This window comes from Streptomyces sp. B3I8, assembly GCF_030816915.1.
Taxonomy (GTDB): Bacteria; Actinomycetota; Actinomycetes; order Streptomycetales; family Streptomycetaceae; genus Streptomyces.
The window spans coordinates 5087722-5112898 of record NZ_JAUSYN010000002.1 but is presented as its reverse complement, the minus strand read 5'-3'; the positions used below and the strand labels follow the sequence as shown (position 1 = coordinate 5112898).

At 73.4% G+C, this 25177-nt stretch carries 21 protein-coding genes and 1 pseudogene; 7 read left to right on the top strand and 15 right to left on the bottom strand.

The window, feature by feature from the left end:
- Positions 1 to 76: 76 nt before the first annotated feature.
- From QFZ64_RS24970 to QFZ64_RS24950, 5 genes and pseudogenes are all read right to left on the bottom strand, one after another.
- On the bottom strand, positions 77 to 1252 hold the full coding sequence (locus QFZ64_RS24970; RefSeq protein ID WP_307069312.1) for an ATP synthase F0 subunit B: 1176 nt from the start codon (positions 1250 to 1252) through the stop codon (positions 77 to 79).
- Between the two features lie 145 nt (positions 1253 to 1397).
- Entirely contained in the window at positions 1398 to 1877 is a 480-nt protein-coding gene (gene coaD / locus QFZ64_RS24965) for a pantetheine-phosphate adenylyltransferase (RefSeq protein ID WP_307069310.1), read from the bottom strand.
- A 26-nt stretch (positions 1878 to 1903) separates the two neighbouring features.
- Entirely contained in the window at positions 1904 to 2491 is a 588-nt protein-coding gene (gene rsmD, locus QFZ64_RS24960; RefSeq protein WP_307069309.1) for a 16S rRNA (guanine(966)-N(2))-methyltransferase RsmD, read from the bottom strand.
- Between the two features lie 216 nt (positions 2492 to 2707).
- A pseudogene (locus QFZ64_RS24955) lies at positions 2708 to 5697 on the bottom strand (tetratricopeptide repeat protein).
- A gap of 23 nt (positions 5698 to 5720) precedes the next feature.
- Complete coding sequence (locus tag QFZ64_RS24950; protein ID WP_307069307.1) at positions 5721 to 7583, bottom strand: HSP90 family protein; 1863 nt, start codon at positions 7581 to 7583, stop codon at positions 5721 to 5723.
- A 203-nt stretch (positions 7584 to 7786) separates the two neighbouring features.
- On the opposite strand from QFZ64_RS24950, the gene QFZ64_RS24945 reads away from it, so the two are divergent.
- The gene (locus tag QFZ64_RS24945) at positions 7787 to 10717 is read left to right on the top strand and encodes a helicase-related protein (RefSeq protein WP_307069305.1); all 2931 of its coding nucleotides are present in this window, start codon (positions 7787 to 7789) and stop codon (positions 10715 to 10717) included.
- A gap of 6 nt (positions 10718 to 10723) precedes the next feature.
- On the opposite strand, the gene QFZ64_RS24940 is transcribed toward QFZ64_RS24945, so the two are convergent.
- On the bottom strand, positions 10724 to 12319 hold the full coding sequence (locus QFZ64_RS24940; protein WP_307069302.1) for a DAK2 domain-containing protein: 1596 nt from the start codon (positions 12317 to 12319) through the stop codon (positions 10724 to 10726).
- Between the two features lie 235 nt (positions 12320 to 12554).
- Here QFZ64_RS24940 and rpmB point away from each other — a divergent pair, with 235 nt between their 5' ends.
- Positions 12555 to 12740: a 50S ribosomal protein L28 gene (gene rpmB, locus QFZ64_RS24935; RefSeq protein ID WP_004924906.1), complete on the top strand. Its 186-nt coding sequence runs from the start codon at positions 12555 to 12557 to the stop codon at positions 12738 to 12740.
- A gap of 313 nt (positions 12741 to 13053) precedes the next feature.
- On the opposite strand, the gene thiD is transcribed toward rpmB, so the two are convergent.
- Both thiD and QFZ64_RS24925 read right to left on the bottom strand, forming a co-directional pair.
- Positions 13054 to 13851: a bifunctional hydroxymethylpyrimidine kinase/phosphomethylpyrimidine kinase gene (gene thiD, locus QFZ64_RS24930; protein ID WP_307069300.1), complete on the bottom strand. Its 798-nt coding sequence runs from the start codon at positions 13849 to 13851 to the stop codon at positions 13054 to 13056.
- Positions 13848 to 14813: a thiamine-phosphate kinase gene (locus QFZ64_RS24925; protein WP_307069298.1), complete on the bottom strand. Its 966-nt coding sequence runs from the start codon at positions 14811 to 14813 to the stop codon at positions 13848 to 13850. Before QFZ64_RS24925 ends, thiD begins: the two co-directional genes overlap by 4 nt.
- Positions 14814 to 15022: 209 nt before the next feature.
- On the opposite strand from QFZ64_RS24925, the gene QFZ64_RS24920 reads away from it, so the two are divergent.
- Positions 15023 to 15256 (top strand): Lrp/AsnC family transcriptional regulator, encoded by a 234-nt coding sequence (locus tag QFZ64_RS24920; RefSeq protein WP_006139599.1) that lies wholly within the window; start codon positions 15023 to 15025, stop codon positions 15254 to 15256.
- 20 nt (positions 15257 to 15276) lie between these two features.
- The gene (locus QFZ64_RS24915; RefSeq protein ID WP_307069295.1) at positions 15277 to 15804 is read left to right on the top strand and encodes a DUF3515 domain-containing protein; all 528 of its coding nucleotides are present in this window, start codon (positions 15277 to 15279) and stop codon (positions 15802 to 15804) included.
- A gap of 24 nt (positions 15805 to 15828) precedes the next feature.
- On the opposite strand, the gene QFZ64_RS24910 is transcribed toward QFZ64_RS24915, so the two are convergent.
- The 3 genes from QFZ64_RS24910 to QFZ64_RS24900 form a co-directional block, all read right to left on the bottom strand.
- On the bottom strand, positions 15829 to 16986 hold the full coding sequence (locus QFZ64_RS24910) for a D-alanine--D-alanine ligase family protein (protein WP_307069294.1): 1158 nt from the start codon (positions 16984 to 16986) through the stop codon (positions 15829 to 15831).
- 209 nt (positions 16987 to 17195) lie between these two features.
- Positions 17196 to 18206 (bottom strand): NAD(P)H-dependent glycerol-3-phosphate dehydrogenase, encoded by a 1011-nt coding sequence (locus QFZ64_RS24905; protein ID WP_307069292.1) that lies wholly within the window; start codon positions 18204 to 18206, stop codon positions 17196 to 17198.
- Positions 18203 to 19072 (bottom strand): 1-acyl-sn-glycerol-3-phosphate acyltransferase, encoded by an 870-nt coding sequence (locus QFZ64_RS24900; protein ID WP_307069291.1) that lies wholly within the window; start codon positions 19070 to 19072, stop codon positions 18203 to 18205. The genes QFZ64_RS24905 and QFZ64_RS24900 overlap by 4 nt, the downstream gene beginning before the upstream one ends.
- A gap of 197 nt (positions 19073 to 19269) precedes the next feature.
- On the opposite strand from QFZ64_RS24900, the gene cofC reads away from it, so the two are divergent.
- Together cofC and QFZ64_RS24890 are read left to right on the top strand one after the other, a co-directional pair.
- Positions 19270 to 19950, top strand: a complete 681-nt coding sequence (cofC, locus tag QFZ64_RS24895; protein WP_307069289.1) for a 2-phospho-L-lactate guanylyltransferase — start codon at positions 19270 to 19272, stop codon at positions 19948 to 19950.
- Positions 19951 to 19959: 9 nt separating this feature from the next.
- Positions 19960 to 20163 carry a hypothetical protein gene (locus QFZ64_RS24890; RefSeq protein WP_307069287.1) on the top strand — a complete coding sequence of 68 codons (204 nt, stop codon included), beginning with the start codon at positions 19960 to 19962 and terminating at the stop codon, positions 20161 to 20163.
- Positions 20164 to 20499: 336 nt separating this feature from the next.
- On the opposite strand, the gene QFZ64_RS24885 is transcribed toward QFZ64_RS24890, so the two are convergent.
- The 4 genes from QFZ64_RS24885 to leuC form a co-directional block, all read right to left on the bottom strand.
- Entirely contained in the window at positions 20500 to 21162 is a 663-nt protein-coding gene (locus tag QFZ64_RS24885; RefSeq protein ID WP_307069285.1) for an HU family DNA-binding protein, read from the bottom strand.
- Positions 21163 to 21301: 139 nt separating this feature from the next.
- Complete coding sequence (locus QFZ64_RS24880) at positions 21302 to 21532, bottom strand: hypothetical protein (protein WP_307069284.1); 231 nt, start codon at positions 21530 to 21532, stop codon at positions 21302 to 21304.
- 411 nt (positions 21533 to 21943) lie between these two features.
- Positions 21944 to 22537, bottom strand: coding sequence for a 3-isopropylmalate dehydratase small subunit (gene leuD / locus QFZ64_RS24875; RefSeq protein WP_307069282.1), 594 nt, complete (start codon positions 22535 to 22537; stop codon positions 21944 to 21946).
- A gap of 6 nt (positions 22538 to 22543) precedes the next feature.
- A complete protein-coding gene (gene leuC / locus QFZ64_RS24870) occupies positions 22544 to 23968 on the bottom strand; it encodes a 3-isopropylmalate dehydratase large subunit (protein WP_307069280.1) in 1425 nt (474 codons plus the stop codon).
- A 216-nt stretch (positions 23969 to 24184) separates the two neighbouring features.
- Between leuC and ndgR the strand changes: the two genes are divergently transcribed.
- A complete protein-coding gene (ndgR, locus tag QFZ64_RS24865) occupies positions 24185 to 24901 on the top strand; it encodes an IclR family transcriptional regulator NdgR (protein WP_006139611.1) in 717 nt (238 codons plus the stop codon).
- Positions 24902 to 25177 lie beyond the last annotated feature (276 nt).

The following is a 25177-nucleotide window of genomic DNA, read 5'->3' as shown; positions in this document are numbered from 1 at the left end:
CCTGTCGGCTGCCCGGTCCGGAGCCCGCGCCGGCCTCCGGACCCCGGCCCGCGGCGGCCGACCCCGCCGGGCGGCCTCAGCGGCCGCCGCGTCCCTCCTCGTAGGCGCGCAGCTGCTCCGCGCTGATCATGCTGGTGTCGAACAGGCTGGTCTCGTCCAGGGTGCTGTGCGCCTGGGCCGGCACCTGGCCGTAGACCTGTGCCTGGGCCTGGGCCTGGGCCTGGGCCTGCTGGTCGTAGGCGGCCTGCGGGTCGTAGCCCTGCTGCTGGTAGGCGGCCGCGTACGGATCGGCCTGGCCGTAGCCGTACGGGTCCTGCTGGGCGTACGCCTGCTGCGGGTAGCCGTAGGCGTCGGTTCCCTGACCGTCGGCATAGACATCGGTGCCCTGACCGTCCGCGTACGCGTCCCTCGCCTGCCCGTCGCCGTAGACGTCGGTGCCCTGGCCGTACCCGTAGGGGTCCTGCTGCTGGGCGGCGACGGCCTGCTGTTCGGCCGGGGCGGGCGGCGCGCTGCGCTGCTGCGGGGAGGCCGAGGGGGCGGCGAGGTCGGCGAGATAGTCGGCGTCGCTGGTGTGCTGCGTGGGGGCGCCGTCGTCGTTCTGGGCGAGGGCACCGAGCTCGTCGGTGGCGATCCGGCCGTGCAGTTTCTGCCTGCCGCGGCCGACCGCGTCCAGGGTCTTGGCGAGGACGGCCTCGAAGGCGCCGAGCTTGACGTCCACGTAGGTGTCGGCGTCGCGGCGCAGGGCCTCGGGGTCGTGGCTGCGCTCGGGGGCGTCCTCGTCCTCGTAGCCGTTCTCGTCGAGGCCGGGGCCGGTGCCGAGCAGTTTCTCGCGGCCGCGGCCGACGGAGCCGAGGGTCTTGGTGAGGACGACCTCGAAGTTGGCGAGCTTGGAGTCGACGTAGTCGTCGGCCTCGGCGCGGATCTCCTCGGCCTCCCTGCGGGCCTCGTCGAGGATGCGGTCGGCCTCGGCCTGGGCCCGGCGGGCGATCTCGGTGTCGGAGATGAGGGAGCCGCGTTCGGCGTGCGCGGTCTCGATGATCCGGTCGGCCTCCTGACGGGCCCGTTCCACCAGGTGCTCGCGGTCGCCGATGAGTTCCTCGGCCTGGGCGAGGGAGCCGGGCAGCGCCGCGCGCACCTCCTCGAGCTGGGAGAGCAGTTCCGCGCGGTTGACCACGCACGAGGCCGACATGGGCATCGACCGGGCGCCGGAGACCGCGGCGACGATCTCGTCGAGCTTCTTCTGCACGTCCACCGTGTGCTCGCCACTCTCTACAGGGGTGTTGGAGACGGACGCTCCGACTGTACGGCCCCCGGACGTGCGCCGGACAGCGGGTGAGGCGGGCGCACCCGGCGGGCGTGCGGCCGGCCCCCGCGGGCGACCTCCCGCACGGCTGCGGTCAGTTGTCGCGCAGCCGCTCCCCCAGTGCGGCGAGGACGGCCGGCGGCACCAGGTGGGAGACGTCGCCGCCCCAGGCCGCGACCTCCTTGACCAGCGAGGACGACAGGAAGCTGTAGGTGGGATTGGTGGGCACGAAGAGGGTTTCCACGCCCGAGAGGCCGTTGTTCATCTGGGCCATCTGCAGTTCGTAGTCGAAGTCGCTGACGGCACGCAGTCCCTTGACGATGGCGGGGATCTCGCGCTGCTTGCAGAAGTCGACGAGGAGGCCGTGGAAGGCCTCCACCCGTACGTTGCCGAACTCGGCGGTCTCCTGGCGGATCAGGTCGATCCGTTCCTCGACCTCGAAGAGGCCCTTCTTGGATTTGTTGATCATCACCGCGACGTAGACCTCGTCGTACAGCCTGGAGGCCCGGGCGATGATGTCGAGGTGTCCGTTGGTGATCGGGTCGAACGACCCGGGACAGACTGCGCGGCGCAACTGTGATCCCTCGCTCTCCGGTCCGGTCATCGTGCGTCGTCGCACGTAGAGGCGGCGCGACCGTACCAAAACGTTCCCTCGCCGTAGCGACGGGACCGGAGCGCGTCGAAGCCGTCCGGCCACCGGAACTCGCCGCCCCTGGTGCCCCGCTCCACGGTGACGAGCGCGTCGGGCGCGAGCCAGCCCCCGGCGCGGAGTGTGAGCAGGATCTCCCGCAGATCGTCGTCGGCGACGGCGTACGGCGGGTCCAGGAACACCAGGTCGTAGGGGTCGGACGGGGGCGCGGTGCGGACGGTCTGCTCGGCCTTGCCGGCCCTGACCTCGGCGCCGGGCAGTCCGAGGCGGCGGACGTTCTCGCGGACGGTGCGGGCGGCGCGGGCGTCGGCCTCGACGAGCAGGACGTGCCCGGCACCGCGCGAGAGCGCCTCCAGGCCGACGGCGCCGGAACCGGCGTAGAGGTCGAGGACGCGTTCGCCGTCCAGGGGGCCGCCGAGGAGGGACTGCCAGGTGGAGAACAGCCCTTCCCGGGCCCGGTCGGAGGTGGGCCGGGTGCCGTTGCCCGGCGGGACGGAGAGACGCCGTCCCCCGGCCCGGCCGGCAATCACGCGGGTCATGTCTGGTGCGCTTCCTCGAGGGTGGACGGCCGCAGGGTCTGCGCACAGTGTCGCAGCCCGGGGGCGCGGGGCGCGCCCCGCGAGGGGGTGCGGGGGCGCCCAGCCCGTCGGCCCTCCGCCCGGCCCTCCGCCCGGCCCTCCGCCCGGCCGGCCGCCCCGCCCGCCGGCCGCGGATGTGCGCGTCCGGGCCAGGCAGGGCCGTACGACGGGGCCCCGTCAGGCCTCGGCCCCGGCGTCGATGTCGGCCTCGGCCGCCAGCTCCCGTACGCGCCTCGCCTCCGCCCGACGGCCGGACGCGGTGCCGGAGTCCGGGTCCGTGCCGTCCGGCGCGTTCTCCCCGTACACCGCCAGCACCCGTCGCGCACGCGCCCCGGCCGCCTCGCCGCGCCCGAGGTCGAGCTCCAGCCACGCCGCCGCGAGTTCCGCGCCCGTCCGCAGGTCGACGGCCCCGTCGCCGAGGCAGGCGTAGGCGGCGACGGCCTGGTCGAGGTGCCCGACCGCCTCCTCCAGCACGTCGTCGTCGGGCTCCCCGCCGCGTGCGAGGAGGTCGCCGAACTGCCGGTGGGTGTGGCCCCGTTCGGCGATCAGCCGCTCGCGCGCCCCGTCGTCGTCCGCCGCCGCGGGCGCCTCGCGGCACTCCCGGACCGCCTCCTCCATCAGTTCCCGCGCCCGGTCCGGTCCCCCGTCGGTGCTCTCCTCGTTCGCGGCGAGCCACGCGCGGGCGCGCAGCGAGCGGACCACGCCGTGGGGGTTGCCCATGGTCCGCCACAGTTCCGCCGCCCGCCGGTAGGCCCGGTCGGCCTCGTCGGGCAGCCCGGCCCGTCCCAGCGCCTCGGCGGCCAGGTGCGCGAGCATCGCGTGGTCCTGCTGCTCGGGCCAGTGCCGCGCGGTCTCGGCGGCCTGGAGCCACCGCTCCGCGGCCTGCCGGTGTTCGCCGAGTTCGGTGTGGCAGTCGCCGAGCCACCACCGGGTCTGTACGAGGGCCCCGTCGCCGTGGGTCTCGGCGTCGAGGTCGGGCAGTGCCGACTCCAGTACCTCGGCGGCCTCGGCGAACCGTTCCTGGCGCAGCAGGAAGCCGCCCAGCAGGTGACGTGCCCAGGCGCCCAGGGTGCGGGTCTCGCCCGCCTCGTCGGCCCAGTGCGCCGCCTTCAGGGCGTGCTCGGCGGCCTCGGGGAACTCCCCTTTCTCGCCGAGGACTTCGGCGAGCCGGAGGTGCGACTGGGCCTGTCCGAGCGGGTCCAGGTGGTCCGCACCGTGCTTGAGGGCGGCGCGCGCGGCCCGTTCGGCGCCGGCGGTGTCGTCGAGCGCGCGGGCGAGGCCGACGAGGAGGGCCTCGCGGTCCGCCGCGAACCACGGCAGTCCCGCCGCCACGTACTGGGCGGCCGCCGAGGTGAGCAGTCCGGCGGCGCCCCTGAGGTCGCCGGTGTGCGCGGCGAGTTCGCCGAGCGTCGCCTGTGCCTCGGCGGCCCGTGCGGCGATCAGCGTGTCGCCGTCGTCGGTGTGCGGGCCGGTGAGGTCCAGCAGTTCCGCCGCCGCCTCCCCGGCGGCCCGCACGGCCGCGCTCCCGGGGCCACCGGAGTCGTCGTGCCGCTCCTGGAGCGCCAGGTGCAGCAGGACGCGGACCCGGCAGACGAGGACGGACGCGGCCTGCGCGACCCCCGTGCCGCCCTCGGCGTGCAGCGCGAGAGCGGTGCGGCGCAGTTCCTCCGCGGTCGCCAGGGGTTCCGCGCCGCCGACGGTCAGTGCCCGTACGTAGGCGGCACGGGCGCGGGCGGCGAGGGCCTCGCCGGGGTCGCCGGCCTCCTCGTAGTGGGCGGCGGCCCGCTCGAAGAGTGCGGCGCCCTCGGGGCCGGCGGCGATCGCCTCGTGGTCGGCGATCTCGGCGCGGGTCGCGGGCGGCCAGTTCGTGCTGCCCCTCGGCGGCCCGCGCCACCGCCGCCCAGGCCCGCACGGACTGCGGGTGCAGCGCCTCGGACCGCCGGCGCGCCTGGGCGAGCAGCGTCTCCAGGGTCGGTTCCGCGTCCGGTGTGTCCGACGACCGGGTCACCGTCGACCGGGGCGTCGGCAGGGTGTGCTCGGTGCGCTCGGTGCGCGGGGAGCGCACGCCGAGCGGCAGCCGGTCCAGCAGGGGCCGTCGGTCCATGCGGCCACGGACGTGCTCCCCGATGTGCGGGGTGCCGTTGCGGGCGTCGAAGCGGTCGGCCAGGGCGAGCGCCTCCGCGCGCGCGTGGCGGGCGAGGGCGTCGGCCGTCCAGTCCCGGCCGGCGGGCCCCGGCACGGTCCGCCCGGCGTGGCCGAGCTCCACGAGGCGGTCGGTCAGCAGGGCGACGACGGCCAGGAAGTCCATGTGGCTGCGCGGCTCGCCGGTGTCGGTGAAGTACGCCGGGCGGCTCGGCGAGCAGTTCCAGGCCGCGGGCCTCGTTGCCGGTGAGGGCGCAGAACTCGACGTGGGCGGCGTAGGAGCCGCGCATGCTCTCCATGGGGCGCACCAGGCGCAGGCCCCGCAGATGGTGGGCCCTGGCCTCGTCGACGCGGCCGAGGCGCAGCAGCGGCAGGAGGGAGGAGGCGAGCACGGCGTGCGGTTCGTGGGCGCAGGCGTGGGTGCCGTCGAGCACGGGCGCCCACAGCGCGAGCGCCTCCGCGTCGTTGCCCCTGTGCGCCTGCCACCAGCCCTGGTCGTGGAGTTCGCAGGCGTGGCAGTCGGCCATGGAGTCGCGGTCGGCGGCCAGCCAGGCGGTGTACGCGCGGTCGGCGCGGTCCAGGTCGCCGATGTGCGAGGCGACGCTGAACTCGCAGTTGCGCACGGCCCGTTCGGAGTGCCCGGCGAGCCGGTAGCGGTGTTCCATCTCACCGAGCCACTTCTCCACGGCGGCGAGCGGGATGTGCGGCTGGCCGAGCATGCCGGCCGTCATCCACTTGAACACCCAGTGCAGGGTGTGGATCTCGTACTCGTCGAAGTCCTCCGGGTGTTCGTCCCACAGGCGCAGCAGGCGCGCGAAGGGGACGAACATCTTGTCCTTCTCGGAGCTGTAGTTGTAGACCTTGAGCTGGTGTCCGAGCGCCTCGATGACGGCGAGGGGTGTGCCGAGTCTCTCCGCCTCGGCGAGCAGGACCTCGGCGCGCGCGTTGCGGGCGGGGCCCTCCGGCTGTTCGTGGTTGTCCGCCATCGCCCGGCGGAGCGTGTCGAAGTCCATGACCGGTTTCATGGGGTCCATCGAGTCCATCGGGTTCATCGGGGGCCGCCCTCCGGGGAGTCGGTGTGGGTGGCCCACTCCAGCAGGCCGAGGAACGCGCGGTTGAGCAGGGCGGAGTCGGCGGGGCGCAGGGGGCGCTGGGCCCGCAGCAGCGCCTGCCCGTACAGGGATTCCACGGCGGTGCCGATGAGTTCGGGCGCGCCGAGGCCGGCGATGCGGCGGACCAGCGGGTTGAGGTGGTTGAGGACCAGGCGGGCGCGGGGTGCGCTGCCGCGCAGGGAGCCGAGGATGCCCGCCCACAGGTCGTCGGCCCGCTCCTCGGCCTCGGCGCGGGCCTGCTCGTGGCGGGCGGCCCGGTCGTCGAGGTGCAGGGCGGGCACCGAGAGGGGGTGGAAGGCGCGCAGGGCGACGTCGCAGCCCAGCGGGTCGAGAGCGGTGCGTGCGGCGGCGAGGAAGCCGGAGAGGGCGAGTTCCTCGGCCGGGTCGACGGTGTCCAGGTGCGCGGTGACCGTGTCGGAGTCGAGTTCGGCGACGACCGTGCCGGGCCGCACCGAGGGCAGCGCCTCCACGAGGTCGCTGTCGTAGGTGTAGCCGCCGTTGACGACGCCTATGCCCTGTGCGGAGGCGATGGGCGCGACCTGGCGGTACTCCTCGACCGTGCGCGTGAAGTGCACCACGGGGTGGCGCTGGGCGAACTCCTCCAGGGAGAGGCGGCCGTCGGTCGTCTCGAACGGCAGCCACGGCAGCATCGTGCGCAGCATCTCGGTGTCGTGCCGGGCCAGCGACTTGACGCCGAGGTGGTGCACGGCGAGGAAGGCGGTGAGCCGTTCGGGGTCCTGTGCGGCGAGGCCGGTCAGCCAGGAGCGGATGCGTTCCCCGAGGGCGTCGCGGACCCCGGCCAGGGTCTCGTCCTCGTACAGGGACTCGCGGGAGGCGGTGGGCCGCAGACTGTCCGTGTCGAGGACGCAGCGTACGAAGAACGCCCAGTCGGGCAGGAGCTGTTCGGCCCGCTCCGTGAGGAGCATGCCCTTCAGGTGGACGCGGTGGCTCGCCCGCTGGGCCGGGCTGACGGCGGTGGGCAGGACGTAGGCCACACCCCGTACGCCGGCCAGGGGCACGTCGAGGGTGAGGGAGTCCAGCGGGGTGAAGCCGAACAGGTCGTGACAGTGCCGGGCCAGGGCGACCCGGCGGGCGGCGGGCGAGGTGTAGGGGCGGTCCCAGACGGCGGGCAGTTCGGTGACCGCCCTGCCGTCCACGCGGACGTCGTACGGGAGCAGCGCGCCGAAGTCGCGGGCCAGGGACAGCACCCGCTCCCCGGTCAGCCACTCGGCGGCACCGGCCCGCGCCACCAGGTGCACGGTGGTGCCGGGTTCCGGGTGCGCCTCCACGGGGAGCGTGCGCACGGTGTAGGAGCCGTCGTCGGTGGCGGTCCATTCCACGGGGGCCGCGTCGGGCGTGCGGGCGCTGCGGCTGACGACCCGGATGCGTTCCGCGACGACGAAGCAGGCCAGCAGTCCGATGCCGAACTGGCCGAGGAAGTCGGCGCGGGCCGCCCGCAGTCCGTCGTCGCGCTTGGAGCTGCGGCCGATGGTGGCCAGGAGCTGGTGCACGTCCGGTTCGGTGAGTCCGATGCCGGAGTCCACGACGCGCAGTTCGCCGTCCCCGGTGTGCAGCCGCACGGTGGCCGGGGTGTCCGGCTGCTCGGCGCGCCGGGCGGTGATCGCGTCCACGGCGTTCTGCAGCAGTTCGCGCAGGTAGACGCGGGGGCTGGAGTAGAGGTGATGGGAGAGGAGGTCGACGAGACCGCGCAGGTCGACCTGGAACGTGTGGGGCGAGGAGGCGGCCGGGGGTACGGAGGGCCGCGAGGACGGTGTGGGCTGTGAGGTCTGGGAATCCATCGTCGCAGCGCCGAGGGTGCCGAGGTGTGGGGAGGCGGCGACGGCGCGGGGTAGGGCGGTCCCGGTGAGGCGGTGACCGCGGGTCGGGCAGCCGGAGCGCGTCATGCTATTCCCCGGGGGACCGGCCTGACCAGCGGTTTCCGGCAATGTTCGGGGCAGCGCGCCGCATGCCGGGTACGCCGTTGTCAGTGCCGTGGTGTGCAATGGATCTCGTGCCCGCACTGGACGACCCCCTGAAGAAGGTGCTCGGCCCCGCCACCGCGAAGGTGATGGCCGAGCACCTCGGCCTGCACACCGTCGGCGATCTGCTGCACCACTACCCGCGCAGATACGAGGAGCGCGGGCAGCTCACGCACCTGGCCGACCTGCCGATGGACGAGCACGTCACGGTGGTGGCGCAGGTGGCCGACGCCCGGCTGCACACCTTCGCCTCCTCCCGGGCGCCGCGCGGCAAGGGGCAGCGCCTGGAGGTCACGATCACGGACGGCAGTGGCCGGCTGCAGCTGGTCTTCTTCGGCAACGGCGTGCACAAGCCGCACAAGGACCTGCTGCCGGGCACCCGCGCGATGTTCTCCGGCAAGGTGTCCGTCTTCAACCGCCGTCTCCAACTCGCCCATCCCGCCTATGAGTTGCTGCGGGGCGAGGGCGCGGAGGAGGCCGTGGACAGCTGGGCGGGCGCGCTCATCCCGCTGTACCCGGCCACGGCGAAGATGGAGTCCTGGAAGCTCGCCAAGGCGGTGCAGACGGTGCTGCCCAGCGCCCAGGAGGCCCTGGACCCGCTGCCGGAGTCACTGCGCGCGGGCCGTGGCCTGGCCACCCTGCCGGAGGCCCTGGTCAAGATCCACCGCCCGCGCACCCGGGCCGACGTGGAGGAGGCCCGCGCCCGGCTGAAGTGGGACGAGGCCTTCGTCCTCCAGGTCGCCCTGGCCCGCCGCCGGTACGACGACGCCCACCTGCGCGCCCAGCCGCGCAGGCCCAGGCCGGACGGCCTGCTCACGGCGTTCGACGACCGGCTCCCCTTCACCCTCACCGAGGGCCAGCTGTCGGTCTCCCGGGAGATCTTCGACGACCTCGCCACCGACCACCCCATGCACCGGCTGCTCCAGGGCGAGGTCGGCTCCGGCAAGGCGCAGCCGCTGGACGCGCTCGTGCTCACGCCCACGGGCTTCCGGCCCATGGGCGAGATCCGCGTCGGCGACGAGGTCGTAGTGCCCAGCGGCGAGGTGGCCCCGGTCGCCGGCGTCTTCCCCCAGGGCGAACGGGACGTGTGGCGGCTGGTGCTCAGCGACGGCTCCACCGTCGAGTGCGACGACGAACACCTGTGGATCGTCGGTGAAGGACCCGCCGCGCCCCCCAGGGTGCGCACGGCCCGGGACATCCGTCTGGACACCACCGCCCCGGACGGCACCCCGAAGTGGCACATCCCCCCGATCACCCCGGCCGACCTGGGCCCCGACATCTCCCTGCCCGAGGACCCGTACGCACTGGGCGCCTCCCTGACCGGCCCCGAGGCCCCGGCGCACCTCCCGGACAGGTACAGGAACACCACGGTCAAGAACCGCCTGGCCCTCCTGAGGGGCCTGCTGGACGCGGGCGACGGCACCGGGCTGCGCACCCCTTCCCGGCGGCTCGCCGAGGACGTGGCCTGGCTGGCGCGCTCCCTGGGCGGCCTGGCACGCGTGGGTGACGAGGGCGTGTCCCTCACCCTGCCGCGCGAGTTCGATCCCGGCGCCGGCGTCGACACCGGGGCGTTCCACCGCGCGATCCGTGCCGTCGAGTACGCGGGCCGCGCGCCCGTCCAGTGCATCAGCGTCGCCCATCCCGACCACGCCTATGTGACCGACCACTTCACCGTCACCCACAACACCATGGTCGCGTTGCGCGCGATGCTCGCCGTCGTCGACTCCGGCGGGCAGGCCGCCCTGCTGGCGCCCACCGAGGTCCTGGCCCAGCAGCACCACCGGTCGATCACGGAGATGATGGGGGACCTCGCCCAGGGCGGCATGCTGGGCGGCGCCGAGCACGCCACCAAGGTGGTCCTGCTCACCGGTTCGATGGGCGCGGCGGCCCGTCGGCAGGCCCTGCTGGACCTCGTCATGGGAGAGGCCGGCATCGTCATCGGCACGCACGCGCTGATCGAGGACGCGGTGCGCTTCCACGACCTGGGCCTGGTCGTCGTCGACGAACAGCACCGGTTCGGGGTGGAGCAGCGGGACGCCCTGCGCGGCAAGGGCGAACAGCCGCCGCACCTGCTGGTGATGACGGCCACACCGATCCCCCGCACGGTCGCCATGACCGTGTTCGGCGATCTGGAGACGTCCGTCCTGGACCAGCTCCCGGCCGGCCGCTCACCGATCGCCAGCCATGTCGTCCCGGCCGCCGACAAGCCCCACTTCCTGGCCCGCGCCTGGGAGCGGGTGCGCGAGGAGGTGGGCAACGGCCACCAGGCGTACGTGGTCTGTCCCCGGATCGGCGACGAGGAGGAGGGGACGAAGAAGGCGGCCGCGGACGCCGACAAGCGCCCCCCGCTCGCCGTCCTGGACATCGCGGACCAGCTCGCCGAGGGGCCGCTGCACGGGCTCCGGGTCGAGGTGCTGCACGGCCGTATGCAGCCCGACGACAAGGACGCCGTGATGCGGCGCTTCGCCGCCGGGGAGACGGACGTGCTGGTCGCCACCACCGTCATCGAGGTCGGCGTCAACGTCCCCAACGCCACCGCGATGGTGGTCATGGACGCCGACCGGTTCGGCGTCTCCCAGCTCCACCAGTTGCGCGGCCGGGTGGGCCGCGGCTCGGCACCCGGACTGTGTCTGCTGGTCACGGAGATGCCGGAGGCGAGCCCGGCCCGGCAGCGGCTCGACGCGGTCGCCGCCACCCTGGACGGCTTCGAGCTCTCCCGCATCGACCTCGAACAGCGCCGCGAGGGCGACGTGCTGGGCCAGGCGCAGTCCGGGGCCCGCTCCAGCCTGCGGGTGCTCGCCGTCATCGACGACGAGGAGATCATCGCCGAGGCGAGAGCGGAGGCGACGGAACTGGTGGCGGCGGACCCGGCGCTGGAGGGCACCCCGGCCCTGCGCACGGCGCTGGACGCGCTCCTCGACGAGGACAGGGAGCGCTACCTGGACAAGGGCTGAGCCCGGCTACTCGACGCCGATCAGCAGCAGGGAGCCCTGCCCACCCCCGTCGTGCACGACGGTGTCCACCGCCAGGTAGGACTCCCTCACATACGTCTCCAGGCGGGCCACGAGCCCCTCGGGCACCCCCGCGCCCACCACCAGGGTGACCAGCTCACCCCCCGCCGACAGCATTCGCGCGAGCACGCCCTCGGCGGTCCCGGCGACGTCCGCCCCGATCACCGCCACGTCCCCCTCGATCAGTCCGAGCACGTCACCGGCCTGGCAGATCCCCGCCATGGTCCAGGACTGCCGCTCGGCGACGGCCACCTCGGCGTAGCGCGTGGCCCCTGCCGCCGAGGTCATCGCGACCACGTCCTCGTCGAACCGCCGCTCCGGCTGGTGCACGGCGAGTGCCGCGATGCCCTGCACCGCGGACCGTGTCGGGATGACCGCGACCCGTACGCCCTCCGTGCGCGCCTGTTCGGCGGCAGCGGCGGCCGTGTGGCGCAGTTCCGCGTCGTTGGGCAGCAGCACCACCTCGTGGGCGTGCGCCCGCCGCACCGCGTCCACGAGTTCCCCGCTGGCGGGCGGCTCCCCGGCCCGCGCCAGGACCGTCGTGGCCCCCGCCCCTTCGCACAGCGTGGCCAGACCCTCCCCCGGCACCACGGCGACGACGGCCCGCGGGGCCCGCTCCCGGGCGGGCCGGCCGGTCCCGAAGTGGGTGATCCGGATGCGGTACGGCCGCCCGGCCTCGACCCCGGCCTCGACGGCGGCCCCGGCGTCGTCGACATGCACGTGGACGTTCCACAGGCCGTCCCCGCCGACCACGACCAGCGAGTCGCCGAGCCCGTCCAGCCGCTCCCGCAGCCGGGCGACGGCCGCGTCCCCGGCCTCCAGCAGGTAGATCACCTCGAACGCGGGCCCCGGCTCCGCGCACCCGCCCTCGAACACGGGGTGCGTCTCCGCCCCGACCCGGGCCGGCGACTGCCCCGTCAGCGTCTCCACCAGGGCTCCGAGCACCGCCACCAGTCCGCGCCCGCCGGCGTCCACGACACCCGCCCGCCGCAGCACTTCGAGCTGCCCCGGTGTCGCCGCCAGGGCGGCCCGCGCCCCCTCGTACGCCGCCAGGGCGACGGCCGCGCAGTCGCCCTCCACCGCCTCCACCGCGTCGGCGGCCGCGGAAGCGACCGACAGCACCGTGCCCTCCACGGGGTGCGCGACGGCCTCCCGCGCCAGGTCGGCGGCCCGCCGCAGCGCCAGCCGCAGCTCCGGCCCGCCCACCCGGGCGCCGTCCAGCCGCTGTGCCATGCCGCGCAGGAGCTGGGCGAGGATCGTCCCGGAGTTGCCGCGTGCGCCCAGCAGCGCCCCGTGCGCCATGGCGCCGGCCGCGTCGGCGAGCCCGGGCCGCCCGCCGGCCTCGCCGTATCCGGCGAACACCGCCTCGACGGCCGTCGCCGCCGACTCCATGGTCAGGTAGAGGTTGGTTCCGGTGTCCCCGTCGGCCACCGGGTAGACGTTGATCGCGTCGATCTCCTCGCGCGCCCTCCCGAGCGCCTCGAGCGCGAGACCGCACCATGTGCGCACCGCGAGAGCATCGAACGTCTGCGGCACCTGCGGCACCTGCGCCTCCCTGGGCCCTGTCGCTTCCCTGCCTGGCAGGGTAGACCGCGTCAGGTGCCGGTCGGGGGCCGGTGACGGACATGGTAGTTTCGTTGTACGGAAGCAGCCGTTGTATGCTGCTCCGGTTGCCCGATCCAGGTCGGGCCTTCCCTGGCAGAGCCACCCGGATCCTCACAGATTCCCGGCGTGCCGGGATTTCCCAATGTACGTGCATCTGAAGTCTTTGGAGTGACCGGTGGCTGCCAACTGCGACGTCTGCGGCAAGGGGCCGGGCTTCGGCAACAACATTTCCCACTCGCACCGCCGTACACCCCGTCGCTGGAACCCGAACATCCAGCGCGTGCGTACCGTGGTCGGTGGGACGCCGAAGCGCGTGAACGCTTGCACCTCGTGCATCAAGGCCGGCAAGGTCTCGCGCTGACGTTCCAAGCGCGCGGCCACGCCGGTTCGGTGCGGAGCCGGTCCACCCACGGGTGGACCGGTTTTTTGCGTTGCGCCCAGAAGACGCGCCCTTTTCTCCTCGCCCCCGCGCCCCTGAATAACCGCTCCCCTGTCGGGGCACTCAGCGGCAGTCGCCGTACGACGGGAGCGGGCCGTGGGGGTGCGTCGCAGTCCGTCGCGCAGCTCTGCCCAGCAGACACCCACCACTCCCGGGATACGGCAGTACGCCCGGCGGCGACGGACTCGACGCACCCCCACGGCCCCGACCCCACCACACACACGTAGGCGCGCGCTCAGCCCCGTAGCCGCCAGCCGTGGTCCACCGGGCCGATCCCCGAGCCCAGCGGGAATCCCGCCGCGATCGCCCCCGTCACGTACGCCTTCGCCGCCCTCGCCGCCTCGGGGACGGAGTCGCCGAGCGCCAGGCGGGCCGCCAGCGCGGAGGCCAGCGTGCAGCCCGTGCCATGGGTGTGCCGGTTGTCGTGGCGCGGCGCCCGCAACCAGTGCTCCTCCACCCCGTCCGTCAGCAGATCCACCGCGTCCCCGGCCAGGTGCCCGCCCTTGACCAGCACCCACCGCGGCCCGAACGCCAGCACCGCCTCGGCCGCCGGCCGCAGTCGCTCCTCCGAATCCACCCGCACCCCCGTGAGCTGCGCCACCTCGTCCAGGTTCGGCGTCGCCACCGTCGCCACCGGCAGCAGCCGCGTCCGCACGGAGTCGAGCGCGGACTCGGCGAGCAGCGGATCCCCGTGTTTGGAGACCCCCACCGGGTCGACGACGACCGGGGCGTCCGTCCCGGCCAGCAGTTCCGCCACCGTCCGCACCAGTTCGGCCGACGCGAGCATCCCCGTCTTGACCGCCCGCACCCCGATGTCGTCGACGACGCTGCGGTACTGCGCCCGCACCGCCTCCACCGGCAGCGGCCACGCGCCCTGCACGCCCACGGAGTTCTGCGCGGTCACCGCGGTGAGCACGCTCATCCCGTGCACACCCAGCGCCAGCATCGTCTTCAGGTCGGCCTGGATCCCCGCACCCCCGCCGGAGTCGGAGCCGGCCACGGTCAGCACCGTGGGCGGGGCGGCGGCGCTCACGACTCGATGTCCCCGAAGTGGTCCCAGCCGCCCTTGCGGGTCCACGGCGCCCCGTCCACCGTGACCTGCGGCAGGGCCGAGGGGTTCAGCACCTCGCCGATCACCTTCCACCGCGCCGGCAGTTTCACGTCGGGCGGGAAGGTCGCGACGATCGCGTGGTCCTCGCCGCCGGTCAGCACCCACTGCAGCGGGTCGACCCCGACCGCCTGTCCGATGTCGTTCATCTGCGAGGGGACGTCCAGCGCCCCGGACCGCACGTCGATGCGCACCTTGCTCGCCTCGGCGATGTGCCCGAGGTCGGCGATGAGCCCGTCGCTCACGTCGCACATCGCGGTCGCGCCCAGTCCGGCCGCGGCCGGCCCGGCGTGGTACGGGGGTTCGGGCCGCCGGTGCGCCTCGACGAAGGCCCGCGGCGAGCGGAAGCCCCGCGAGAGCACCGCGTACCCGGCCGCCGACCACCCCAGCCACCCGGTGACGGCGACCACGTCGCCGGGCTGCGCCCCGCCCCGGGTCACCGGCTCGTGGTTGCGCAGGTCCCCCAGGGCCGTGATGGCCACGGTGATGGTGTCGCCCCGCACCACGTCGCCGCCCACCACCGCCGCACCGGCGACCTGGCACTCGTCGCGCAGCCCGTCCATCAGCTCCGTCGGCCAGGTGACCGGCAGTTCCGCCGGGACGACGAGGCCGAGCAGCAGCGCGGTCGGCACCGCCCCCATCGCGGCGATGTCCGCGAGGTTCTGCGCGGCGGCCTTGCGGCCGACGTCGTACGCCGTGGACCAGTCGCGCCGGAAGTGCCGTCCCTCCAGGAGCACATCGGTGCTCGCCACCACCCTGCGGTCGGGCGCGGAGACCACCGCGGCGTCGTCGCCGGGGCCGATCCGGACTGCCGGGGTGGTGGTGAGCCGGGAGGTGAGCTCCCTGATGAGCCCGAACTCCCCCAACTCGCCAACGGTGCCCTTCATCGTCGTATCGCCCCTTCTGTGCCTGTCCGCGCCACGTGCCCGGCACCGGACCGGGCCTCGCTCACGACCGTCGCTTCCCGCTCCGCGCCCGCCCCGGCCCCCACCCGCGCCGCACCACGGCGTGCGCGGGTCTCCCCGCGGCCGAGGGCGACGCGATACCGTGGCGTCCCTTCCCCCCACATGATCCTCGTGGCCGCCCTGGAGGTTCCGTGGTACAGGCATACATCCTGATCCAGACCGAGGTCGGCAAGGCGTCGACCGTCGCCGAGACGATCGGCAAGCTCCCTGGGATCATCCAGGCCGAGGACGTGACCGGTCCCTACGACGTCATCGTGCGCGCGCAGGCCGACACTGTCGACGAACTCGGTCGCATGGTGGTCGCCAGAGTCCAGCAAGTGGACGGCATCACCCGCACGCTGACCTGCCCGGTGGTGCACCTGTAGCCCCCGTCTACCCTTGGCCGGTGAACTTCTCCCGCCACCGACTCCTCGGCCTGCCCGTCGCTCCCGTCGCCGCGCTGCTGCTGGCGGCGACGGGCTGTTCCTCGGCAGACGGCGGCACCGCCCTCGCGGTTCCCTCCCCCGACGCGAAGACGGCGAAGGTGTGCCGGGCACTGCACCGGGTGCTGCCCGAGAAGCTGGACGGGCACCGCCGCAACGACCCCGGGCCCCGGTCCGCCTACACGGCGGGCTGGGGAAGCCCAGCGATCATACTGCGCTGCGGTGTCGTACGGCCGCCGAAGATGATCGACCCGAAGGTGGCCGAGGGCGGCGACGCGGACGCCCTGGCCGGCGGCGTGAACGGCGTGGACTGGCTCATGGAGAAGCAGGACGACGGCACCTGGCGGTTCACCACGGCCAACCGCGTGGCCTACGTACAGGTGAGCCTGCCGAAGGGGATGTCCGGGCAGGACGAGGGCGCCGGCGTCCTCACCGGCCTCGCCTCCGCCGTCAAGAAGGCGGTTCCCGAGGGAACCGCCTCCATGACCTGACACGACCCGGCGCGACGCCGTCGCTCAGCGCAGTCCGGTGGACCGCCGCAGCGCCGCCTCGATCAGCCGGTCCACCAGTTCCCCGTAGGAGACACCGGTCGCCTGCCACATCTGCGGGAACATCGAGATCGGGGTGAAGCCCGGCATCGTGTTGATCTCGTTGATGACGAACTCCCCGTCCTCGGTGCGGAAGAAGTCCGCCCGCACCAGCCCCTCGCAGGAGGCCGCCTCGAACGCCTCGACAGCGAGGCGCCGCACCTCGGCGGTCTCCTCCGGCGTCAGCGGGGCGGGGACGAGACCGGGGGTGGAGTCGATGTACTTGGCCTCGAAGTCGTAGTACGCGTGGGTGTCGGGCGGCGGGATCTCGGCGGGCACCGAGGCACGCGGCCCGTCCTCGAACTCCAGCACCCCGCACTCGATCTCGCGCCCGCGCAGCTCCGCCTCGATCAGGATCTTCGGGTCGTGCCGCTGCGCCTCCTCGACCGCCTCGTCCAGACCGGCGAGGTCGTCGACCTTGGTGATGCCGATGGACGAGCCCGCGCGCGCGGGCTTCACGAACAGCGGCCAGCCGTGCTCGCCGGCGAAGTCGACGATCTTCTTGCGGGCGGCCGCCCGGTCGCGCTCCCACTCGCGCGGCCGGATCACCACGTAGGGGCCGACCTTCAGCCCGAACGAGGTGAACACCCGCTTCATGTACTCCTTGTCCTGGCCGACGGCCGAGGCGAGCACGCCCGAGCCGACGTACGGCACCCCGGACAGCTCCAGCAGCCCCTGGAGGGTGCCGTCCTCACCGTAGGGGCCGTGCAGCACGGGGAAGACGACGTCGACCTCGCCGAGCGCCTTGGGCACGGAACCGGGTTCGGTGTAGACGACCTCGCGGTTGGCGGGGTCGACGGGGAGCACCACGCCGCCCTCGGCCGCGTCGGCGAGTTCGTCGACGTCCGGCGGCCTGCGGTCGACGATCGCCATGCGGGCCGGCTCGTCGGCCGTGAGCGCCCAGCGGCCCTCCCGTGTGATGCCGATCGGCAGGACGTCGTACTTGGTCCGGTCGATGGCGTTCAGTACGGCGCCGGCGGTGACCACGGAGATCCCGTGTTCTGAGCTGCGGCCGCCGAACACGACGGCCACACGCGGCTTGCGGGGCGGCTGCCCGGAAGTCTGGGGGAGGTTCTCGGTGCTCATATCGCGATGAGGGTACCCGCCCGCATGCTCGGCGTCAGCGCCCGCCACCGGCCGTCGCCGCGCGTCGCACGGACGGTCGCTCACCGTCGTACGAACGGTCGCTCAGCGTGGCACCGGCGGTCGCCCGGCGGGGCGTCGGCGACCGGCGGACCGGGTGTGCGGGCGGCGGGCGGCGGGCCGGGACCGCCCGGGACCAGTGGCGTTCGGGGTCAGTGCCGTTCGGACTTGGCGCTGCGCCCCATCAGCTCCTTGACCGCGGTCACCGGCGACTTGCCCTCGTGGACGATGCCGACGACGGTCTCGGTCAGCGGCATCTCGACGCCGTGCCGTCGGCCCAGGTCCCGTACGGACTCGCAGGACTTGACGCCCTCCGCGGTCTGCTTGGTGACCGCGATGGTCTCCTCGACGGTCATGCCCTTGCCGAGGTTGGTGCCGAAGGTGTGGTTGCGCGACAGCGGCGAGGAGCAGGTGGCGACCAGGTCACCGAGACCCGCGAGACCGGAGAAGGTCAGCGGGTCGGCGCCCATGGCGAGGCCGAGCCGGGTGGTCTCGGCGAGCCCCCGGGTGATGAGCGAGCCCTTGGCGTTGTCGCCGAGCCCCATGCCGTCGGCGATGCCGACCGCCAGCCCGATGACGTTCTTGATCGCGCCGCCCAGTTCGCAGCCGACCACGTCGGTGTTGGTGTACGGGCGGAAGTACCGCGTGTGGCAGGCGGTCTGGAGCCGTCGGGCGACGGTCTCGTCGGTGCAGGCGACCACGGCGGCGGCCGGCATCCGGGCGGCGATCTCCCGGGCGAGATTGGGGCCGGTGACCACCGCGATGCGCTCGGGTCCGACCTTGGCGACGTCCTCGACGACCTCGCTCATCCGCATCGCGGAGCCGAGTTCGACGCCCTTCATCAGGGAGACCAGGACGGTGCCGGGGGCGAGCAGCGGCCCCCACTCCGCGAGGTTGGCGCGCAGCGTCTGGGAGGGCACGGCGAGCACGGTGAAGTCGGCGTCGCGGGCGGCCTCGGCGGGGTCGGCGGTCGCCCGCAGACGGGCCGGGAGTTCGATGCCCGGCAGGTAGTCGGGGTTGGTCCGGGTGGAGTTGACCGCCTCGGCCAGCTCCGGGCGCCGCGCCCACAGGGTGACCTCGCACCCGGCGTCGGCGAGCACCATGCCGAAGGCCGTGCCCCACGATCCCGTGCCGAAGACGGCGGCCCTGACCGGCTCGCTCACGTGCCCTGCCCCTCTTGCTGTGCCTGCTCGGCGTGCTCTTGGTGCTCTTGGTGCTCTGCGTGCTCTTGCTGCTCGCGGTGCTGATCGTCCCGTTGCCCGGGCTCCTGGTGTGTCTTGCGCTTCGCGGCGGTGGCCGCGGCGGTGCGGCGGCGCTGCTCGATACGGACCTCGCGCGGGTCGTACCGCTTGTCGGGCGCCTTCTCGCCGCGGATCTCCTCGAGCAGGCGGGTGATGGCGGCCATGATGACCTCCGTCGCCTCCTTGAGCAGGTCGGGCGTCATCTCACGGCCGTAGAAGTCGCTGAGGTCCACCGGCGGGCCCGCGACGACGCGGTGCGTCTTGCGCGGGAAGAGGACCGGCTTCTTCGCATAGGGCGGCAGCAGTTCGTTGGCGCCCCACTGGGCGACGGGGATCACCGGGCACCGGGTCTGCAGGGCGACGCGCGCGGCACCGGTCTTGCCGGTCATGGGCCACAGGCCGGGGTCGCGGGTCAGGGTGCCCTCGGGGTAGAACGCCACGCACTCGCCGCTCTCCACGGCGTGGATCGCGGCTCGGAAGGCGCTGAGCGCGTCCGTCGTCTCGCGGTAGACGGGGATCTGGCCGGTGCCGCGCATGGCGGCGCCGACGAATCCCTTGCGGAAAAGTCCGCTCTTCGCGAGAAAACGCGGAACACGCCCGGTGTTGTACTGGTAGTGCGCGTACGCGAAGGGGTCCACATGCGAATTGTGGTTCACCGCGGTGATGAATCCGCCGTCGGCCGGCATGTTCTCCATTCCGCGCCAATCCCGCTTCAGCAGAACCACCAGCGGAGGTTTGCAGAGCACCGCGGCGAAGCGGTACCAGAAGCCGATTCTCCGGCGGGGCACACGGACACCTTCCTCTAGGGGCTTGGGGCCTCACGGGTCTGGAACCCGGGCCCGGGGAGCCGCACAAGTGTGGCCCCGGGCCGCCTGTCTGTCGAGAACACCGTACGCCCCGGTGTGTGAACAGCCAGGTGGGACGTGGGCGGGCCGTGTGCGGTCCGGGTGACAATGGGCGCGACGGGTCGGCGGACGGAGCGCGCGTGCAGTGGTCGTTGGTCATCCCGGTGAAAGCCCTGGCGCGAGCCAAGAGCCGCCTGACGGACACCACCGGGGACGAGGTGCGCCCGGGGCTCGCCCTGGCGTTCGCGCAGGACACGGTGGCAGCGACGCTGGCCTGTCCCGAGGTGCGCGATGTGGCGGTCGTCACGGACGACCCGCTCGCCGGGCGGGAACTGTCCGTGCTCGGCGCGGTGATCGTCCCCGACGAGCCGGCGGGCGGCCTGAACGCGGCACTGGCGCACGGGGCGGGGGTCGTACGGTCCCGGCGGCCGGGGGCGGCGGTCGCCGCGCTCAACGCCGATCTCCCGGCGCTGCGGCCCGCCGAATTGGGGCGGGTGCTGCGGGCGGCCACCGCATTTCCGCGTTCTTTCCTCGCGGACGCGGCGGGAATCGGCACGACGTTGCTGGCGGCGGGGCCGGGGCGGGAATTGCGGCCGGCCTTCGGAGTGGATTCCCGGCGGCGGCATCTGGCCTCGGGGGCGGTGGAACTCGCGACGCGCTCGGTGGACTCGGTGCGCCAGGACGTCGACACGGGTGACGATCTGCGGGCGGCGCTGGCGCTGGGGGCGGGGGCGCGGACGGTGGCCGCCGTGGAGGCTTCGGCCTGGGGGGCGCCGGCCCCGGGGGCATCGCCCTCCATGTGCGGGAATCGCGGGTATTAGGCTGCGGGTATGCAGGCGACCGCGTACACGTACGACTCCGGGACCCGCAGTGGCCAGGTGCTGCTGGACGACGGGACGCCGGTGGCGTTCGACGCGGCGGCGTTCGACGCGGGGGGTCTGCGGCTGCTGCGGCCGGGCCAGCGCGTGCGCGTCGAGACGGCCGGCGAGGGCGAAGCCCTCCGCATCACCCTGGTGACCTTGCAGACGTTCTGACGTACCGGGTTCCGAGGGCCGGGGGTTCGCCCGCCCGGGATCTTCTCTCGTCCCCGCCGCCCCTGTCCTTCCCGTCCCTTGGGGGCTGCGCCCCTTGGACCCCCCAGGGGTGCGTTGTCGGGTGCGGGTGGGTGGTTGCTCGCGCGGACCCCGCGCCCATGAAAGCGGGCAGCGCCCCCGCTTCCAAGGGGTACGGGGAACCGCGCGACGAGCCACGACGTACCGCGACTGCCTCACGACCCGCACCCCCTCGCCATGAGGCGCCCGAACACCGCGGGCCGGACCCCTGGGGGTCCGGCCCGTCCCGGCACGTGTCAATCACTCCCGGTGCACGACTCACTGCCGCGCGCTGCTCGCCCGCTTCGCGGTGGTCGTCTTGCGTGCCGGCGACTTGCGTGCCGGGGCCTTCTTCGCGGTGGCCTTCTTCGCCGGGGCCTTCTTGGCCGTCGCCTTCGTGGCCGTCTTCTTCGCCGCCGACGTGGACTTCTTGGCCGCGGCCGTCTTCGCCGTGCCGGTCGTCTTCTTGGCGGCGGCCTTCTTCGCCGTCGCCGTGGTCTTCTTGGCGGCCGCCTTCTTCGTCGCCGCCGCGGCCGTCTTCCGCGCGCCCGCCGCCTTCTTGGTGGCGGCCTTCTTGCCCGCGGCCTTGGCGATGGTGGGCGGCGGACCCGAAAGGCTGCCCTTGGGCGCCTTCTTGACCGCGACCTCGCCGCCCTTGGGCAGCTTCTTGGACCCGCTCACCAGGTCCTTGAACCCCTGGCCGGCACGGAAGCGCGGCACGGAGGTCTTCTTGACCCGCACCCGCTCCCCGGTCTGCGGGTTCCGGGCATAGCGGGCCGGGCGGTCCACCTTCTCGAAGGAACCGAAGCCGGTGACGGAGACCCGGTCCCCGGCGACGACCGCGCGGACGATGGCGTCCAGTACGGCGTCGACCGCGTCGGCGGCCTGCTGACGCCCGCCCATCTTGTCGGCAATCGCTTCTACGAGCTGCGCCTTGTTCACGTCTTCCCCTTCGGAGACATTGCCCGAACGAAACTGTTCAAGCCTTTTCGCACGTTAGGCAGATATATACCGCAAATCAAACACGAAACGGGCTAATCACCCTTGTGCCGCAACGGAACTCGGCTGCGGGGAAGTTCCCTCAGCCGTCGACCCCGGGAAGGCGGCCCTCGTCGAGGTCCTCCGAGAACCGCTCCAGGCGCCGTGCCGCACCGGCGAGATCGTGTTTGGCCGCGGCCGTAATGACCAGCAGCTTCCGGTTCAGCGCCATCCGTACGCCCTCCGGGACTTGCAGTGCGCGCACTCGGGAGTGCGCTTCCTTGAGCTGGTTCGCGACCGCCGTATAGAGCTCGAGTTGGCCGTCGTGTTCCATGCACAGATTGTGCCATCTGGGGCGAGTTGTCGCCCCCGCAGGGGGCAACTGCCGCCTCGGACAATCGTCCGGGCGGAAGCGGCGATCACCCCGTAGGGGGTCGCGTACCCAGGCAAACACCGTTCTAACCTGGGCAGTTGGCTTCGGGCGCGGTGGCGCACCGGGGAGGTGCGAGGCCGGCACCGCCGTACCGCCGACCGCCCCCGATTGGGGGTACGCGCCCGATGGCGGTGGCCGAAACCCGACGGGTCGCTTCCGGCCGACCGGCCGGAAGGCGTCACCGGGCCGGTGACCGGGCACCGGCCGGCACTCCCCGCACGCGGAAACGGCGAACGCCCGCCGTCCTTGAGGACGGCGGGCGTTCGCCGAGCGGAGAGTGCCGGTGCGGGGCCGGCGGGGCCGTGCGGCCGGTCAGACCGGGAGCGTGCGCGGCTTGAACGAGGGGCGCTTCGCCTCGTAGGTCGCGATGTCCACCTCGTTCTGCAGCGTGAGGGAGATGTCGTCGAGGCCGTTCAGCAGCCGCCAGCGGGCGTTCTCGTCCAGCTCGAAGGCGGCGGTGATGCCCTCGGCGCGCACCTCGCGGGCCTCGAGGTCGACCGTGATCTCCGCCTTGGGGTCCTTCTCCGTGAGTTCCTGCAGCGTCTCCACGACCTTCTGGTCCAGGACGACGGTGAGCAGGCCGTTCTTCAGCGAGTTGCCGCGGAAGATGTCGGCGAAGCGGGCGGAGATCACGGCCTTGAAGCCGTAGTTCTGCAGCGCCCACACGGCGTGCTCGCGCGAGGAGCCGGTGCCGAAGTCGGGGCCGGCCACCAGGACCGTGGCGCCCTGCCGCTCGGGCTGGTTGAGGATGAACGACGGGTCCTTGCGCCAGGCCTCGAACAGCCCGTCCTCGAACCCGTCCCGCGTCACCTTCTTGAGCCAGTGGGCGGGGATGATCTGGTCGGTGTCGACGTTGCCGCGGCGCAGCGGAACGGCCCGGCCGGTGTGGGTGGTGAATGCTTCCATGAGTGTTCAGACTCCAGCGGGCACGGGGGCGTCGGACAGGTCGGCGGGGGACGCGAGGTGCCCCGTGACCGCGGTGGCGGCGGCGACCTGCGGGGAGACCAGGTGGGTGCGTCCGCCCTTGCCCTGCCGGCCCTCGAAGTTGCGGTTGGAGGTGGACGCCGAGCGCTCACCGGGGGCGAGCTGGTCGGGGTTCATGCCCAGGCACATCGAGCAGCCCGCGTGCCGCCATTCGGCGCCGGCCTCCTTGAAGACGGCGTCCAGGCCCTCGGAGACGGCCTGCAGGCCGACCCGCGCGGAGCCGGGGACGACCAGCATCCGTACGCCGTCGGCGACTTTGCGGCCCTTGACGATCTCGGCGGCGGCGCGCAGGTCCTCGATGCGGCCGTTGGTGCACGACCCCACGAAGACGGTGTCCACCTTGATCTCGCGGAGCGGCTGCCCGGCTGCCAACCCCATGTACTCCAGGGCCTTTTCGGCGGCGAGGCGCTCCGAGGCGTCCTCGTAGGAGGCCGGGTCGGGGACGGCGGCGGAGAGCGGTGCGCCCTGACCGGGGTTGGTGCCCCAGGTGACGAACGGCGACAGCGCGGCGGCGTCGATGACGACCTCGGCGTCGAAGACCGCGTCGTCGTCGGTGCGCAGCGTCTGCCAGTACGCGACGGCGGCGTCCCAGTCGGCGCCCTCGGGGGCGTGCGGGCGCCCCTTGAGGTACGCGAAGGTCGTCTCGTCGGGGGCGATCATGCCCGCGCGGGCGCCGGCCTCGATCGACATGTTGCAGATGGTCATGCGGGCCTCCATCGAGAGCTTCTCGATGGCGGAGCCGCGGTACTCCAGGATGTAGCCCTGGCCGCCGCCCGTGCCGATCTTCGCGATGATCGCGAGGATCAGGTCCTTGGCGGTGACGCCCTCGGGCAGTTCGCCGTCGACCGTGATGGCCATGGTCCTGGGGCGGGCCATCGGCAGCGTCTGGGTGGCCAGCACGTGCTCGACCTGGGAGGTGCCGATGCCGAACGCCAGCGCGCCGAACGCGCCGTGCGTGGAGGTGTGCGAGTCGCCGCAGACGACGGTGGTGCCGGGCTGGGTCAGACCGAGCTGGGGGCCGACGACGTGCACGACGCCCTGCTCGACGTCGCCCAGCGAGTGCAGCCGGACGCCGAACTCCGCGCAGTTCTTGCGCAGGGTCTCCAGCTGGGCGCGGGAGACCGGGTCGGCGATCGGCTTGTCGATGTCGAGGGTCGGGGTGTTGTGGTCCTCGGTCGCGATGGTGAGGTCCAGGCGCCGCACCGTGCGACCGGTCTGGCGCAGTCCGTCGAAGGCCTGCGGGCTGGTCACCTCGTGCAGCAGGTGCAGATCGATGAAGAGGAGGTCGGGCTCGCCCTCGGCGCGCCGGACGACGTGGTCGTCCCAGACCTTCTCCGCGAGTGTCCTACCCATCGCTTTCCCTCCGGCCGGCGACGACTGTGTCCGCCGGCCCAACTAGAGATCCTTGGGGGGCGGCGCCCGTTCCCTCGAGTACCGGTGAACTCCGGGCGCCCGCCGTCGTGCCCGTGGTCACCGGGCGCGCAGTGTGGTGCTGTGTGTGTCCAAGAGTGGCGCGTTCCACGGAAAATTGAACTTGCGTTTCACAGAGTGAGACGCAAGTATCGTTGCATGGACAACAGTAGCGGCGTCGGCGTCCTGGACAAGGCAGCCCTTGTCCTGAGCGCCCTGGAGTCCGGACCGGCCACCCTCGCAGGGCTGGTCGCGGCCACCGGACTGGCACGACCCACGGCCCACCGGCTGGCCGTGGCGCTGGAACACCACCGCATGGTGGCGCGCGACATGCAGGGGCGCTTCATCCTCGGTCCCCGGCTCGCCGAACTGGCCGCCGCGGCGGGCGAGGACCGGCTGCTGGCGACGGCCGGACCGGTCCTCACGCACCTGCGGGACATGACGGGCGAGAGTGCCCAGCTCTACCGCCGCCAGGGCGACATGCGCATCTGCGTCGCCGCGGCGGAGCGGCTGTCCGGCCTGCGGGACACGGTCCCGGTCGGCTCGACGCTGACGATGAAGGCGGGCTCCTCCGCGCAGATCCTCATGGCCTGGGAGGAGCCGGAGCGCCTGCACCGCGGGCTGCAGGGCGCCCGCTTCACGGCGACGGCGCTGTCCGGCGTGCGACGCCGGGGCTGGGCGCAGTCGATCGGCGAGCGCGAGCCGGGCGTCGCCTCCGTCTCCGCTCCGGTGCGGGGCCCGTCCAACCGCGTGGTGGCCGCGGTCTCGGTCTCCGGCCCCATCGAGCGACTCTCCCGCCACCCGGGCCGCATGCACGCCCAGGCCGTGATCGACGCCGCCGGCCGCCTCTCCGAGGCCCTGCGCCGCTCGGGCTGAGCACCGCTTCCTCCCGTCGCACCGGGGAGGGCCGGCCTCAACGCCGCGGCAGACCCTCCCCGCGCGACCCACCGGACCGCGACGGCGGCCCCGAGGCCGGACGGCCGAAGGCCGCCACGCTCCCGCTCAGGCGATCCGCGGCTGATCCGCATCCCGACGAGGAAGACGACGATGCCGTCTTCACTCGCGGCGGTCATGCGCCCCTCGATCGGCCTGTCCCCCATGATGTCCTCCACTCCGCTGCCCACGGCGGTCCCGAACTGCCGGAACCCGTTG